This is a genomic window from Marinitoga piezophila KA3 (assembly GCF_000255135.1).
Classification (GTDB): domain Bacteria; phylum Thermotogota; class Thermotogae; order Petrotogales; family Petrotogaceae; genus Marinitoga; species Marinitoga piezophila.
Genome location: NC_016751.1, coordinates 810,775 through 824,584 on the forward strand (window position 1 = coordinate 810,775; position 13,810 = coordinate 824,584).

The 13,810-nt window shown below is 28.3% G+C and carries 17 protein-coding genes; all 17 read right to left on the reverse strand.

The annotated features are described in order from the left end of the window. Window positions 1-17 precede the first annotated feature (17 nt). The 17 genes from MARPI_RS03945 to MARPI_RS04025 all read right to left on the reverse strand — a co-directional run bounded on the left by MARPI_RS03945 (window position 18) and on the right by MARPI_RS04025 (window position 13,662). Complete coding sequence (locus tag MARPI_RS03945; protein WP_014296298.1) at window positions 18-821, reverse strand: LipS1 family lipoyl synthase; 804 nt, start codon at window positions 819-821, stop codon at window positions 18-20. After that, window positions 818-1,540: a ribonuclease III gene (gene rnc / locus MARPI_RS03950; protein WP_014296299.1), complete on the reverse strand. Its 723-nt coding sequence runs from the start codon at window positions 1,538-1,540 to the stop codon at window positions 818-820. Before rnc ends, MARPI_RS03945 begins: the two co-directional genes overlap by 4 nt. Beyond that, window positions 1,537-3,429, reverse strand: a complete 1,893-nt coding sequence (locus tag MARPI_RS03955) for a transketolase (protein ID WP_014296300.1) — start codon at window positions 3,427-3,429, stop codon at window positions 1,537-1,539. The genes rnc and MARPI_RS03955 overlap by 4 nt, the downstream gene beginning before the upstream one ends. A gap of 18 nt (window positions 3,430-3,447) precedes the next feature. Further along, a complete protein-coding gene (locus MARPI_RS03960; protein ID WP_014296301.1) occupies window positions 3,448-3,669 on the reverse strand; it encodes a DUF2905 domain-containing protein in 222 nt (73 codons plus the stop codon). Between the two features lies 1 nt (window position 3,670). Further along, the gene (locus tag MARPI_RS03965) at window positions 3,671-4,504 is read right to left on the reverse strand and encodes a PSP1 domain-containing protein (protein ID WP_014296302.1); all 834 of its coding nucleotides are present in this window, start codon (window positions 4,502-4,504) and stop codon (window positions 3,671-3,673) included. A gap of 3 nt (window positions 4,505-4,507) precedes the next feature. Beyond that, entirely contained in the window at window positions 4,508-5,539 is a 1,032-nt protein-coding gene (locus MARPI_RS03970; protein WP_041638487.1) for a hypothetical protein, read from the reverse strand. Next, a complete protein-coding gene (locus tag MARPI_RS03975) occupies window positions 5,511-5,972 on the reverse strand; it encodes a YaaR family protein (protein WP_014296304.1) in 462 nt (153 codons plus the stop codon). The genes MARPI_RS03970 and MARPI_RS03975 overlap by 29 nt, the downstream gene beginning before the upstream one ends. 131 nt (window positions 5,973-6,103) lie before the next feature. Further along, complete coding sequence (jag, locus tag MARPI_RS03980) at window positions 6,104-6,754, reverse strand: RNA-binding cell elongation regulator Jag/EloR (protein ID WP_014296305.1); 651 nt, start codon at window positions 6,752-6,754, stop codon at window positions 6,104-6,106. Window positions 6,755-6,782: 28 nt separating this feature from the next. Beyond that, complete coding sequence (yidC, locus tag MARPI_RS03985; protein WP_014296306.1) at window positions 6,783-8,123, reverse strand: membrane protein insertase YidC; 1,341 nt, start codon at window positions 8,121-8,123, stop codon at window positions 6,783-6,785. Then, window positions 8,120-8,383 (reverse strand): membrane protein insertion efficiency factor YidD, encoded by a 264-nt coding sequence (gene yidD, locus MARPI_RS03990; RefSeq protein ID WP_014296307.1) that lies wholly within the window; start codon window positions 8,381-8,383, stop codon window positions 8,120-8,122. The genes yidC and yidD overlap by 4 nt, the downstream gene beginning before the upstream one ends. Continuing rightward, a complete protein-coding gene (gene rnpA / locus MARPI_RS03995) occupies window positions 8,380-8,730 on the reverse strand; it encodes a ribonuclease P protein component (protein WP_014296308.1) in 351 nt (116 codons plus the stop codon). Before rnpA ends, yidD begins: the two co-directional genes overlap by 4 nt. 1 nt (window position 8,731) lies before the next feature. After that, window positions 8,732-8,866: a 50S ribosomal protein L34 gene (gene rpmH, locus MARPI_RS04000; RefSeq protein WP_014296309.1), complete on the reverse strand. Its 135-nt coding sequence runs from the start codon at window positions 8,864-8,866 to the stop codon at window positions 8,732-8,734. A 138-nt stretch (window positions 8,867-9,004) separates the two neighbouring features. After that, window positions 9,005-10,684 carry an HD-GYP domain-containing protein gene (locus MARPI_RS10685; protein ID WP_014296310.1) on the reverse strand — a complete coding sequence of 560 codons (1,680 nt, stop codon included), beginning with the start codon at window positions 10,682-10,684 and terminating at the stop codon, window positions 9,005-9,007. Between the two features lie 2 nt (window positions 10,685-10,686). After that, a complete protein-coding gene (locus MARPI_RS11180; protein ID WP_014296311.1) occupies window positions 10,687-11,397 on the reverse strand; it encodes a LysM peptidoglycan-binding domain-containing protein in 711 nt (236 codons plus the stop codon). A gap of 53 nt (window positions 11,398-11,450) precedes the next feature. Beyond that, window positions 11,451-12,188 (reverse strand): Nif3-like dinuclear metal center hexameric protein, encoded by a 738-nt coding sequence (locus MARPI_RS04015; protein ID WP_014296312.1) that lies wholly within the window; start codon window positions 12,186-12,188, stop codon window positions 11,451-11,453. An 84-nt stretch (window positions 12,189-12,272) separates the two neighbouring features. Beyond that, a complete protein-coding gene (locus MARPI_RS04020) occupies window positions 12,273-13,385 on the reverse strand; it encodes an ABC transporter ATP-binding protein (protein WP_014296313.1) in 1,113 nt (370 codons plus the stop codon). A 16-nt stretch (window positions 13,386-13,401) separates the two neighbouring features. Next, the gene (locus tag MARPI_RS04025) at window positions 13,402-13,662 is read right to left on the reverse strand and encodes a type II toxin-antitoxin system Phd/YefM family antitoxin (protein WP_014296314.1); all 261 of its coding nucleotides are present in this window, start codon (window positions 13,660-13,662) and stop codon (window positions 13,402-13,404) included. Window positions 13,663-13,810: the final 148 nt, after the last annotated feature.

The window sequence follows — 13,810 nt, forward strand, 5'->3', positions numbered from 1 at the left end:
TTCATACTCCTCCTATTTTAAAATACGCAGCATTCATAGCTCCACGTAATTTCAAAGTTCTCTTCCTGGGCAATCTTTATGGTATTTTGAACTGGTTGCACTATTTTGTCTGCAATATATAGCAATTTTTCCTGTAATTCCCTCCTGTACCTTCCTTTTGGATGCATACACCCTAAGGTTAATTTAATTCCTGAAATTTTTTCTTTAGCATACTCAAAAATTTTAATTACTTCTTCTATTTCTGGCGGTTCTCTATCTTCAAAATATGATCCCGGAGTTGGTATAAAAACAAGGAATACTATATCTGAAACATTATACTTTGATAATCTGTCTATAGCTTCAATCTCATGGGTTGTTTTTCCACCGTTAAGACCTATTGTTATATGTGGTTTTACGTTAAATTTCATATTTATAAGGTTATCAAATGTATCCCACATATCTTCAAATTTATCAACGCCATATACTTCCAACATTGTTTCAGCATTTCCAACAAGATCAAAGGATATTGCATCGCTAATTTCTTTTATTTTTTTCAATTCTTTTTTATCCATAAATCCTGTATGTAAATTGTATTTAAATCCATACTTTTCTTTGTATTCTTTTAAACGTTCCACAAAATTATATACAGGCACCTTTATCTCTGAATTCATCCCTCCACTTAATAATAAAGATGTCATATTTGAAAAATTATCTATTTCGTTAATTGTTGCCATATGTTCTAAATAATGCTTATTACAATGTTTGCAATTGAGATAACAATAATTTCCAGTTAGAGATATGGATTTTGTATTCTGCATTTTTACAAAATGTATCTTTTTCATTGCTGATCTCCTTTAAATCTTTCACATGCTTCTTTTGCCGCAAGTTGTTCTGCAACTTTTTTAGATTTTCCAATCCCCTTGCCATATACTTTGCCGTTTATCTTAACCTCAACAACAAATGTTCTATTGTGGGGTGGGCCATCCTGTCTCACAAGATTGTATTCTGGCCTTATTTTTAAATCTTTCTGGGTTAATTCCTGCAATCTTGTTTTATAATCAAGAAAGAGTTTCCCCTCAATTGACTGTTGAATATATTCGTTTAGGTTCTTTAATGCAAATTCCTTTGCTTTTTCAAAACCCAATGAAAGATATATCGCAGCAATTATAGCCTCAAATAGGTCTGAAACAATGGAATGTTTTTCTCTTCCACCAAACTTTGCCTCATTTTTGCTGAGTAATATATAATCGCCAAGATTGAGTTTCTTAGCTGCTTCAAAAAGTATTAATTCACTCCCTACTGTGGCTCTAACTCTTGCCATATCTCCTTCATTGAGATTGTAATTTTTGAATAAATGCTCTGCTATTATAAGATTTAATACAGAATCCCCAAGAAATTCCATTCTTTCATTTGAATTGATATCTCTCCCTCTTGATTTATAATCATTAGCATAAGAAGAATGACAAAGAGCCTCAAATAGAAGCTCTTCGTCTATATTTTCAATACCAATTATCTTTTTTACTGCTTTTACTATCTTTTTCTCATGATCATTAATTATCATTTACTTATTTTCTCCTTTACTATTTCATAAAGGGATTCTTCATCTAATTTAAAGATCTTGAATAATAATGCATTGCTTCCTGATGGTGAATAATTGTCTACACCTAATACCTCTATACCAGCTGGTTTTATTCCATTTTCCACTACAGATTTTGAAAATTCTACAAATAATCCGTTGTATTTATTATGGTCTTCGTAGATTATTACTTCTGTATTTTCAATATATTCTTTTATTTTTGCTGCATCAAATTCAAGTGGTGCTGACACGTTTATTACTGTAATCTTTATTCCTTCTTCTTTTAATTTATCTGCTACATTAACAGCCTTATGTGCAACACTTCCATGAGTTAATATTGTTACTTTTTCACCTTTTCTTAAGATATCCATTTTACCATATTCAAATGTATAACCTTCACCAAAGAATGGTTCTCCAGCTTCATTTAAGATTACAGGAATCTTTGATCTACCCATTGCAATTACTACATTACCAGGTGTTGAAGCTGCGTATCTTACAGCTTTATCTGTCTGGTTAGGATCAGCTGGAACAATTAATTTTGTATCAAAGAAACTTCTTACTATACCTACATAATTAATTTCATGATGTGTTTTTCCATCTTCACCTATATCAATACCACAGTGAGTTACTGCTGTTTTTAAGTTTGTATGGTTTATATCGTTTAATCTTTGTTGGTTAAATGTTTCATCAAGACCAAATACACCGAAGTCTACAAAGAATGGAACTACTCCACAAACTGACATTGCACCTGCAATTGTTGCTGCGTTATGTTCCTGAATACCTATTTGAACATAGTTTTCTGGTGCAACCTTTTCAAACTTTTCAAGTTTTACTGATGGTTTTAAATCACAATCTACTGCAACAACAGGTACTTTACCTTTATTTGCTTTTGCAAGATCTGCTATTGCATTACCAAAGGCTCCTCTGTTATCAATCTTATCTTTTTTTGTATAAACAATAGGTGTTTCAGGTTCTGCTACTACTGTATTATCTTCAAATTCTAATTTTTCTCTAATTAATGGTAATTTGCTTCTCATTTCTTTATATTTTTCTATATCATTTTCAACACCAAGTTCTTTTAATGCTTTTTCAAGAGCATCTTCTTTTAATGGTGCTCCATGATATTCATGTCTGTTTTCCATAAAGGAAACGCCTTTACCAATTATTGTTTTGGCAATAATTACTGTTGGACCGAGTTTATAATTTTTTGCTTCTTCAATAGCATTTAATATCTGCTCAAAATCATGCCCATCAACTTCCAATACTTTCCAACCGTCAGCTTCATATTCCTTTGCAATATCAACAAATAATACGTCTCTTGCTCTTCCAGAGATTTGTATATCGTTATAATCAACCAATACTGTAAGATTGCTTAATTTTTCCTTTACAGCCGTTCTTCTTGCTTCTGCTATCTGCCCCTTTGGTGATTCACCATCACTGTGTAATACAAATACTCTATAATCTGCACCTGTTATCTTTGATGCTAAAGCCATACCTACTCCTGCAGATAATCCCTGTCCAAGGTTTCCTGTTGTCCATTCTACTCCAGGGATACCTCTTGTTATATGGCCTTCAAATATTGAACCTGGATGTCTGAACCCTGCTAATACATCATCTGGATTAAAGAATCCAAGTCTTGCAAGTGCTGAATATACACCTGGTGATGTATGACCGTGACTGATTACAACTCTATCTCTTTTTGGATCATATGGATTTTCTGGATCTATATTTGCAACGTTAAATACGCTTAAATATAGATCTATAGAGGACATTGAACCTCCTGGATGTCCTGATTTTGCAACTGTTGTCATTTTCAAAATATCTGCTCTACATATTTTTGCAAGTTCTTTTAATTCTTTCAATGATTTTTTCATCTTATCTTCCTCCTTAACTTATTTTAATCTCCTTATCAGGATAAATATTATATTTAATACTGCACTTATAACCAACATTGTAGTTATGGGAAAATAAAATACAAAATTTTCTTTTTTTATGATAATATCCCCGGGCAAATGCCCTAATTTTATACCAGATTTTCCAATAACAATAATTATAATACCTATAACTATAAGCAATATACCCATTTCAATAAATATATTGCCAATTATTTTCATTTTATTCCTCCGTATTGCAGTTTTTCTTAAAATAATCAAATGGAAGTTTTACCATTACCGGCTGATTATTTTCAATAATCTGGAGGGTTACCTGTTTCAAGAATATATTTACTGTAATTACCCTTGCAGGAACATTGTCATATTCAATTGTTGTTCCTTCATTAGGAATACATTTTAATGATTCTTCATAAAAATCATTTTCATATGCAAGACAGCACATTAATCTTCCGCATCGTCCGGAAATTTTTGCTGTGTTTATTAACATCTGCTGGGTCTTTGCCATTTCCATTTTTATTGAATCGAATTTCCTTAAAAACCTCGAACAACATGTCATTTGACCACATAAACCCATTGATCCAACCATTTTTACTTCATCTCTTATACCTATCTGCCTTAACTCTATCCTTGCCCTAAATTCCTTTGCAAGTTCTTTTACCAATTCTCTAAAATCCACTCTCGTATCTGAACCAAAATATACAATTACTTTTGAACGGTCAAATATATATCTCGCAGATAATACCCTCATTGGGAGCTGCAATTCTTTTACCTTTATTTCAGTAACCTCTTTTACCTTTCTTGCAAGTTTTTTATTTTCTTCATATATTTCCATATCTTCATCATTTAATCTTCTTAAAATAGTGGTAACTTCATATCCAATTTCTTCAAAGGTTAATTCTTTAGGACCTAAAATTACCTTTCCAACATCAAGCCCCATTGAAGTATTTACCAATACTAAATCACCTATTTTTATATCTTCTCCGTTACTTGCATAATATAAAATAGGTGATAATTTTGTTATTTCAACCCCATATACTAAAGCCTTTAAATTTATCATTATCTATTCCTCCTTATCTGAAAAGAAAGCATGCAAAAACCTGAAAAACATCGTTGTTATAACTAAATCAAAGTTTAAATTTGATATATTTAAACGAGTAAGGTTATCACACCATTTAATGTTTTCATATATGTTTTCAAAGTTTAGTTTGAAATTTGAAAATCCAAAAAACTCATACATTTTTAACGAAGAAAATTCTTTCCAATAGCTGGAAAGTCTATATACATATGCATCATGATATAGTGAAAGAAATAATCTGGCAAATAGTTTTATTGTATCTAATTTATTTGCTATAGAATTCTTTTTTGATATTATTTTATCAATTACACTTTGAATTTCTATTAAGTCCAGATTTTCAAATCTTTTTATCAATTCAAAAAAAGCTTCGTATTTTAATAATTCCTTTTCTGTATCTTCATCTTCACTAAGAATTATTTCAACAAGTTCAAGATTTTTTAATCCCTTCAAAGAGTTTATCATTTCAATTAATTTACTTTCATTATCTATATTATCAAAAATATATTTCGCCAATTTATAATTACTATTTATAGAATAAGAAAATTCTATATATATTTTTTCATTTTTTTCTTTTATTTTTTTTCCTATATCTGAATTTGGAATGAGTATTTTATATAATCTACTTCTAATTGTTGGTAATAAATTATACCATTTTGTTGTTGTTGAAAGCATCACTGCAAATGTTGGCGGTTCTTCGAGAATTTTTAATATCGCATTTGCTGCCTGTTGATTCATTTTGTCAATTTCATGTATAACAACTAATTTATATGAAGAAAAATTTGGTTTATATTCAAGAAATTCCTGCATTTTCCTTATATCATCAATCTTTATATTTCCTTTTTCAGGAAATATTTCATATACATCGTTTATGTTAATCTCTTTTTTTACTTCATTTACTATTTTATATAAGTAATTAATATCACCATTGACAAAACACAAAGAACTTCCTGAAAATGTATTAAGTGACTTTATTTTAATGTGTATCACCTCATTTATATAAATCAAGTAATAATCCATTAATGGCATCTATTTTTTTAGCATATACAAAAGCTCCACTCTCATTTTTTAAAATTTTATCTGTTAATTCCTTTAATTCCTTATTTACCTGATCCGCAACAACATAAAAATTTTTCTCTCTAAAATTTAACTTCGATTCTAATTTATATAAATTTTTTTCTATCTTTTTCAAAAAGTCTTTGACGCTTTTTTTATATTTTTCAAGATTCCTTTCAACTGGAGACCTTTTAAACTCTGCACCATATTCTTCTATTTTTTCAAGCAATTTTTCAAGATCCTTTTTTATTATATCCGCTTCATTTAAATCAAGAATTTCAGAAAAAGTTGTCTTTCTTTTTCGAGACGCTTTACTTTTTTTAGATGATTTTTTATTTTTTACCTTGCTATTTTCGGATTTTTGAGCAGAACTTCCTGACATGGGGTTTATAAACATAACAGCCACCTCCCCCTTTACACATTATTATACCATATTAAGTTGTCTAATAAGTAAAAAGATTAATTTAAAAACTAATAATAATTCAATAAAGGGGGACAACGCCCCCTTTATTGAATTTCATAACTTTATTATGCTTTTATTTTTGACTTAACGCTTTTTATTATTACTTTTCTATATGGCTCCAATCCAATAGATTCTGTTTCTAAATGAGGATATTTACTTCTTACATATTCATGAACAATTCTTCTTTCATATGAAAACATCGGAGCTAATTCTATTTTGTCATTTGTTTCATTTAATCTTTTTACTGCATTATCAACTATTTCATATATTTTCTCTTTCTTTTTTCTCCTATATTCACCAACATCAAGATTTACATCTATCTTGGTTGAGGATAATCTATTCACAAAAATAGATAATATATGTTGCATAGCTCCTATAGTTCTTCCATACTTTCCAATTAATTTACCGAGTCCATCTCCTTCAAGCCTTACAAGAATATTTTTTCCCTGAAAGTTAATTGAATAATCAAAATCGCCGTCAAAGTTTTCGAGAATATCACCCAAAAACTCGTTTAACCTATTAATCATATACTTTTCATTCAAAAAAGCGTTAATAATAGCTGGTTTGTTTCCTATCCCAAGAAAACCTTTTTTTGGTTGTTGAATCACTTCAAAGTTAATTTCTTCAGGTGTAACACCAAAAAATTTTACCGCTTCTTCAAATGCTGCATCGATACTTTTCCCCTCAAAGTCCTTTTCTCGAATCTTAATATTCATTTTTAAAGAGCACCTCCTAATGCTAAAACTATTTTGCTTTATATGGCTTTGGCCCAAGCCCAAAAAATTCCCTTACGGTTAAGCCTTTTATATTGTTCTTTTTATTTACGTAATATGTAATGAATACCTGTAATATAGCATTTGTTACCCAGTAAATGAATATTCCTGTTGGCAATCCTATAAATAAGAATGGGAATATTATCATCATAAATGCTGTGTTCCAGGCTGTTTTTCTATCTGTAGCTGATTGCAATGCATTAAAGAAGTATGCTGCAACACTAATTAAAACAAGCAAAATATTTTGTTTGAATCCACCCTGAGAAAGATCTGACCATATTAAGAACTGTGGATTATATGCAAATGTCCCCTGATAATAATTAATTGCACCGTATAATATCCAGAATATTGGTAATTGTATAAACGCTGTTAAACAACCATCTGCTGGATTAATTTTGTGCTCTTTATACAATTCCATCAAAGCCTGTTGCTGTCTTTGAGGATCTTTATATTTTTTCTTTATCTTTTCAACTTCTGGTTGTAATCTTCTCATTTCTATCATAGATTTTGTCTGTCTATGATAAAGCGGGTATAACAATAACCTTATAACAAATGTAAAGATCATTATAGCCCAACCAAAGTTTCCTGTAAATTTGTATAGCCACCATAAGAATGTAACAAAACCATAATTTATATACCATAACCAGTTAATTGCTCCAACCTGTTTTGATAATTCCTTTATTCTATCGTATTTTTCAGGAAATACCTGTTTTATAAATACATATTTCCTTGGTCCCATATATGCTTTAAATGTTTTGGAACCAGAAATCATTATGGAATTATTTTCTATTGGTATATCCTTTGAATCAAAAATGAAAATGGATTTTATTGGTTTCGCAAGATATGAGATCAATAATTCATTATCTACAGCCACTGTATTTGGATAAGAGATAGTAGGAATTATAACCTTTCCATTTATATTTTTAAACGATACATCAAAATCATAATATGGTGAATTATAGAACTTATAACTTTTTTCTCCACCATTTTTAAATAAAAATGTAATTTCAACATATTCTTTGTCTTTTCCTTCTGTAATTTTATATGACTCCGGTAATATTTCATTACCATTTTCATCTAAAATATCAAAACTGTCATTATAATATTTATAGATATTTAAAAAAATTGTATTGCTTCTATTCTGTAAAATACTAAAATCCTTCATATGTCCGTTTAAATCAAAATTTACTTCATATAATCTCATTTGCAGTGAAATCTCTGTAGCTTTTGTTGTTATTGTATATTCTGGCATTTGTGTAAATACAAAAATACTTAGGACCAAGAGTCCTATAATTAATAATGCTTTTTTCAATTTTTTGCACCCCTTTGTTTATTTTTATTATGTGGTATAAATACAAATTTTTCAGGAACTGGATCTATCCCGCCCTGGTGAAAAGGATTACACCTCAATATTCTCAATATTCCAAGATATAATCCTTTTAATGCTCCAAACCTCTCAATTGCTTCATATGTATATGTTGAACATGTTGGGTAATATATACATTTTGCCGGTTTATAAGGCGAGATATATTTTTTATATATTTTAATCAGCCCTAAAAATATTCTTTTCATTTTAAATTCTCCGCTATATCTAATAAAATATTTTTTATCTCCTCAAATGTTAAATTATCAAATTCTTTTGAAAGTGTCTTTCGTGGAAGGAATATAATATCAAATTCTTGTGGAAAGAGACTTTTATTTCTGCGATATATCTCTCTGATATATCTTTTTAATTTATTTCTTTTATGTGCTTTTCCAAATTTCCTTTTTATCGTTATTCCAATTCTGGAATAACCCAATTCATTTTTTAAATAAACAACCACAAAATATTTGTTTACATGTCTCTTTCCACAAGAAAAAAGTTTGTCAAAGTCTCTTCTGAGATAGATTCTTTCAAATTTCTTAAATGTCTCTCCCATATTAAACAGCTAATCTTTTTCTTCCTTTAGCTCTTCTTCTTCTTAATACAGCTCTTCCACCTGGAGTTCTTGATCTTACGAGAAATCCATGTGTGTTCTTTCTTTTTCTTCTGGAAGGTTGATATGTTCTTTTCATCTTCATGCCTCCTTATATATTTTTTTGATATTATACCTTCAATTATTATACCTTTTAAATGCTTTTTATGTCAATAAACAAAGTTACAATTCCTTTTTTTTTAAGAAAAAATTCTAAATCATATAATAATTTTGTGTTTTATTTAATACTTTTTATCTGTTGCATCCTTAATTCAATTACCTGAAGTAATTTATAATATTCTTCATCGGTGATTTCTCCAACTCTAAAATCACAATGATAATATCCTGTAAAAATTTCCTGTTTATTTATAATTTCTCCTATTAAATTTACTTTTACGCTAAAAGCCTCAAAATTAATTACCATTTTTGTTTCAGCCATTGAGTCTATCTTTTCCTTTAATGCATAAAAAACTATATTTTTATTTGAAATTGTCTCTATATGGGCTTTAAAAGCTTTTTCATTATCAAGTCTCCAGACATATTTATTTACAAATATTACTTTCTTTAAAGGTATTCCAATACCTGTTAAATTCCATTTTATAGAAACATTTTCATCATCTTTAACACTTCTATCTATTTTTGCAATATAACCCAATTTATTTCTTCCAACAACCTTACACTTTGTATTTATAGGCATATTATTTACATAATACTCAAGATCAAAGTATTTGTCTATTGTTAAATATTCATTGGAGATATTTATTATATTACCGTTAACTTCTACTTCTTCTGTTGCAACATATAAAGTAATATAATCTTTTTTTGCATCTATTACCTTTGCTTCTACAAGAGTTTTTTGATTATTTACATCAAGACTTAAATAAATATCTTTATATTTTAATGTATGTGTTTGATATAATCCTCCATAAAACTCCGGTATTATCTTTATAACTATATCAACAACGTCTTTATCAAGTTTTCCTATTTTCGCCATATTACTTAATACCTTTATTGCTTCTTCCATACTTAGCGCTTTACGCCACGGCCTATTTGATAACAAAGCATCTGTAACCTCCGCCACAGCAAGAATTCTTGACAAAAATGGAATTTCATTATTCATTCTTTTATTATAACCACTTCCATCAAGAAATTCGTGGTGAAATTTGGCTATCTCAACATATTCAGAAAAATAGTCATTACCAGCAAAAAGAAAATCAAGTTTATATGTATGTTTTTTTACCTCTTCAATTTCAGATGGAGTTAATTTCCCGGATTTTTGTAATATGCTTTTAGGTATCCAGATTTCACCAAAATCATGTATTAAAGATGCATAAAATAATTTTTCAACATCTTTTTGATCAAGCTTTAAATTTTCAGCTATTAACAGGGATAATTCAGAAATCCTCAAAGAATGATAATATGTATATGCATCATGCGCTTTTAAAATATACAATAAAGAATTTATATTTTGTTCAACAGCATATTCTTTTAAATAATCATCTTTAATATCCAATAATATAGATAAAATCTGTTTTGCATTTTCATTTATTATTTTTTTTACATTCATAATGGCATTTTTGCCTTCTGCCTGATCAACTATAAAATAAATAAAGCCCAGATCTTTATTTCTAAACTTTATTAATTCTCCAATAGCAAAATAATTTTCAATTCCTTCAAAAAAGTGTTTATTAATACTCTCCTCATACTTTACTATATTAAAATGCGATTCTTTAAATTTATCCTCAACCGAAAAATACATATTTTCCATTGCAATATCATAATTCTTTAATTTAGAATCATAATATGAGATAATTTTAAATAAATTATCAGATAATTTGATTCCGAGAATAAATCTAAAATCTTTTAAGGTTATTTTGGCAATAATCTGATTTAACTCTTTTAATACATTCTCAATCATAACTATTCCCCTTTTAATTTTATATTATTGGCATTCCCCACAATTATATACATATCCTTTTTAATAAGTTCTGGTTTTTTTAGATTATTTACTTTCAACAAATAATCTACAGAAACTCCAAAAATTCTTGAAATTTTATATAACGTATCTCCTTCTTTAATTTTATAGTATATATAATCATCTTTTAAAATTGGTTTTTGATAGTATTTTTCAAAAACATTTTCATCTATAGCATAAAAATCCCTTGGATTTGTGTCTCTTATTATAAATGAAAAATCATTAAATCCTGACATATCTGTACTTTCTGAAGAAATTATTTCTCCATGTACAGAAATATTTTCATATAAAATCAATATGGAAATATTGGAATTTCTTATTTCTTTCGAATATTTTTTCAAAACGTCATCTGTTTTCTGTATTACAAAACCATCCTTTTGTATTTCACGTTCTGTATTTATTATCCCCATAACAAATACCTCATTATTATTATAGAGATATTTAGTGTATGGCATATAATATTCTTTATCTTTATATATCAAATTAGCCACTAACAATGGCATATTATAATCAAAAAGGTTTTCATTAAAGGTTATATTATAAAAATTTTTATACGACGGAAGTTCATAATACCCTTCATTACTTTTCATAAAGGTAATCGAAAAAGAGAGTATAGAAAAAATTATCATTATTATTAAAATAACATACCTTCTCATTTAATTGCCTCCCATAAACATACTATTTCGAATTATATTATATCATAATAAAATTAAATTTCATTATATACATCAATAAAAATTGTTTCTAATCCGAATTTTTTTTCTAAAATTTCTCCAATTGCTTTTACACCAAATGTTTCTGTTGTATAATGACCGGCATTTATATAGTTTATCCCTATTTCTTTTGCTATATCTCTGATATGTTCTTTTACCTCTCCTGTAATAAATGTATCAACCTCTGTGTTTTCAAGTGCATCTATAATATATGATGCTCCACCGGAAATAATAGCTATTTTTCTTACATATTCCTTATTTTTATAAATAAATAAATCTTTTCTTTGAAATACTTCCTCCATTTTTTCTTTGAATTCTGAAAATGGTATTTCTTTTTCATACTCGCCTATAACTCCATAATCAAATGGAATTATATTTTTCAAATTCAATCTTTTAGCAATTTGTCCATTATTTCCATATTCAATATGCGAATCAAGAGGTAAATGATATCCCATTAAAGTCATATCGTTTTTTATAACCCATTCAACACGTTTTTTCAAATATCCTCTTAACTTAAAAAAGTTTTTTCCAAATATACCATGATGTACAAACATCATATCCGCATTTTCTTCAATAGCTTTTTCTATAAATTCAAGATTAAACGAAACACCTATTGCAACCTTTTTTACTTCACTTTTTCCTTCAATTTGAATTCCATTAAAACAAAAATCATTAAATTTTTCAACTTCTAATAATTCATTTAAATATTTTTCTATCTCAAAAACATTTGCCATTTTTATCCCTCCATCTTTTTATTTTATCATTTTATTTTTCCATATATGTTGAAAAATCCCCCGAAAACGGGGGATTAATTTATATTATTTTTTTAAAATTGCTTTTTCTGTTTCCTTATCAAATGCGTGCATAGTATGCATTTCAAGAAGCAATTCTATTTCCTGTCCTTCTTTTGCTTTTGTTATTGGATCAACTTTTGCAACAAGTGATTGTCCTCCAACATTTACATGTAATAATGTTTCACTACCAAGAGGTTCTACAACATCAACAATACCTTTAATTATTGCATCACCTTCAATTTCACCTTTAAATAATTCTTTATCGTGAATATTTTCTGGTCTAATACCAAATACAACATCCTTATCAATATAATCAGCGAGCATATCTTCATAATCTTTTGGAACCTTAACCTTAAATCCTTCTGCAGTTACCCATAATCCTCCATCGCCTCTTATAATCTTTGATTCAATAAAGTTCATAGGTGGTGTTCCAATAAATCCTGCAACAAATTTATTTGCTGGTTTAAAGTATACTTCATGTGGTGAACCTATTTGCTGAATAACACCGTCTTTCATGATAACAATCTTATCAGCCATTGTCATAGCTTCAACCTGATCATGTGTAACATAAACTATAGTAGCATTTAATCTATGATGTAATTTTTTCAATTCACTTCTCATCTGTACCCTTAATTTAGCATCAAGGTTTGATAAAGGTTCGTCAAATAAGAATACCTTTGGATCTCTAACAATAGCTCTACCAACAGCAACCCTTTGTCTTTGACCACCTGATAATTGTTTTGGCTTTCTATCTAAAAGATGTGCAATATCCAAAATTTTTGCTGCATCTTTAACTCTTCTATCAATTTCATCTTTTGGAAATTTTCTTAATTTTAATCCAAATGCCATATTATCATATACTGTCATATGTGGATACAAAGCATAATTCTGGAAAACAAATGCAATATCTCTATCCTTAGGTTCAACATCATTAACAACCTTACCATCTATTAATAATCTTCCACCTGAAATTTCTTCAAGTCCTGCAATCATTCTCAATGTTGTTGTTTTACCACAACCTGATGGACCTAATAAAACGCAAAATTCCTTGTCTTCAATAGTAAAATTTGCCTGTTTAACAGCATGAAATCCATTAGGGTAAATCTTATCAATATTTTCCAATACAACCTGTGCCATTTAAAACACCTCCGATTTATTCAATATCTTCTATTTCTTTAAAAATATCCTTTATATCTTCATATTTCGAAGGATCTCCTATTTCAAGCAAATAAAGATCCCTTATTTCATCTATAAAATTCATAAGTTTTTTAAACTTATCAAAACCAATTACAACAAATTCAGGTTTTCCATTTTTTGTTATAACGATAAAGTTTTTTTTGGATTCTTCAGTAACTCGGGAAAATTTTGATTTTGCTTCAGCGACACTATAAAATTTTAAATTTTCTATATCCACAAAGATTCCTCCTTGACTATAATTATAGTCATTATTGTTTTAAAATAAAAACCTGTTGAAAGGTAATAAGAATTCAATATAACAAATTAAATGGAATAAAAGGTAAAATACGCCTTTTTTCATTAAATAATAAAAATTTTGTTCGTCT

Coding starts and splice junctions, on each gene's coding strand:
- MARPI_RS03945 (WP_014296298.1), bottom strand. CDS start 821: ATGAAAAAGATACATTTTGTAAAAATGCAGAATACAAAATCCATATCT.
- rnc (WP_014296299.1), bottom strand. CDS start 1,540: ATGATAATTAATGATCATGAGAAAAAGATAGTAAAAGCAGTAAAAAAG.
- MARPI_RS03955 (WP_014296300.1), bottom strand. CDS start 3,429: ATGAAAAAATCATTGAAAGAATTAAAAGAACTTGCAAAAATATGTAGA.
- MARPI_RS03960 (WP_014296301.1), bottom strand. CDS start 3,669: ATGAAAATAATTGGCAATATATTTATTGAAATGGGTATATTGCTTATA.
- MARPI_RS03965 (WP_014296302.1), bottom strand. CDS start 4,504: ATGATAAATTTAAAGGCTTTAGTATATGGGGTTGAAATAACAAAATTA.
- MARPI_RS03970 (WP_041638487.1), bottom strand. CDS start 5,539: ATGGATTATTACTTGATTTATATAAATGAGGTGATACACATTAAAATA.
- MARPI_RS03975 (WP_014296304.1), bottom strand. CDS start 5,972: ATGTTTATAAACCCCATGTCAGGAAGTTCTGCTCAAAAATCCGAAAAT.
- jag (WP_014296305.1), bottom strand. CDS start 6,754: ATGAATATTAAGATTCGAGAAAAGGACTTTGAGGGGAAAAGTATCGAT.
- yidD (WP_014296307.1), bottom strand. CDS start 8,383: ATGAAAAGAATATTTTTAGGGCTGATTAAAATATATAAAAAATATATC.
- rnpA (WP_014296308.1), bottom strand. CDS start 8,730: ATGGGAGAGACATTTAAGAAATTTGAAAGAATCTATCTCAGAAGAGAC.
- rpmH (WP_014296309.1), bottom strand. CDS start 8,866: ATGAAAAGAACATATCAACCTTCCAGAAGAAAAAGAAAGAACACACAT.
- MARPI_RS10685 (WP_014296310.1), bottom strand. CDS start 10,684: ATGATTGAGAATGTATTAAAAGAGTTAAATCAGATTATTGCCAAAATA.
- MARPI_RS11180 (WP_014296311.1), bottom strand. CDS start 11,397: ATGAGAAGGTATGTTATTTTAATAATAATGATAATTTTTTCTATACTC.
- MARPI_RS04015 (WP_014296312.1), bottom strand. CDS start 12,188: ATGGCAAATGTTTTTGAGATAGAAAAATATTTAAATGAATTATTAGAA.
- MARPI_RS04020 (WP_014296313.1), bottom strand. CDS start 13,385: ATGGCACAGGTTGTATTGGAAAATATTGATAAGATTTACCCTAATGGA.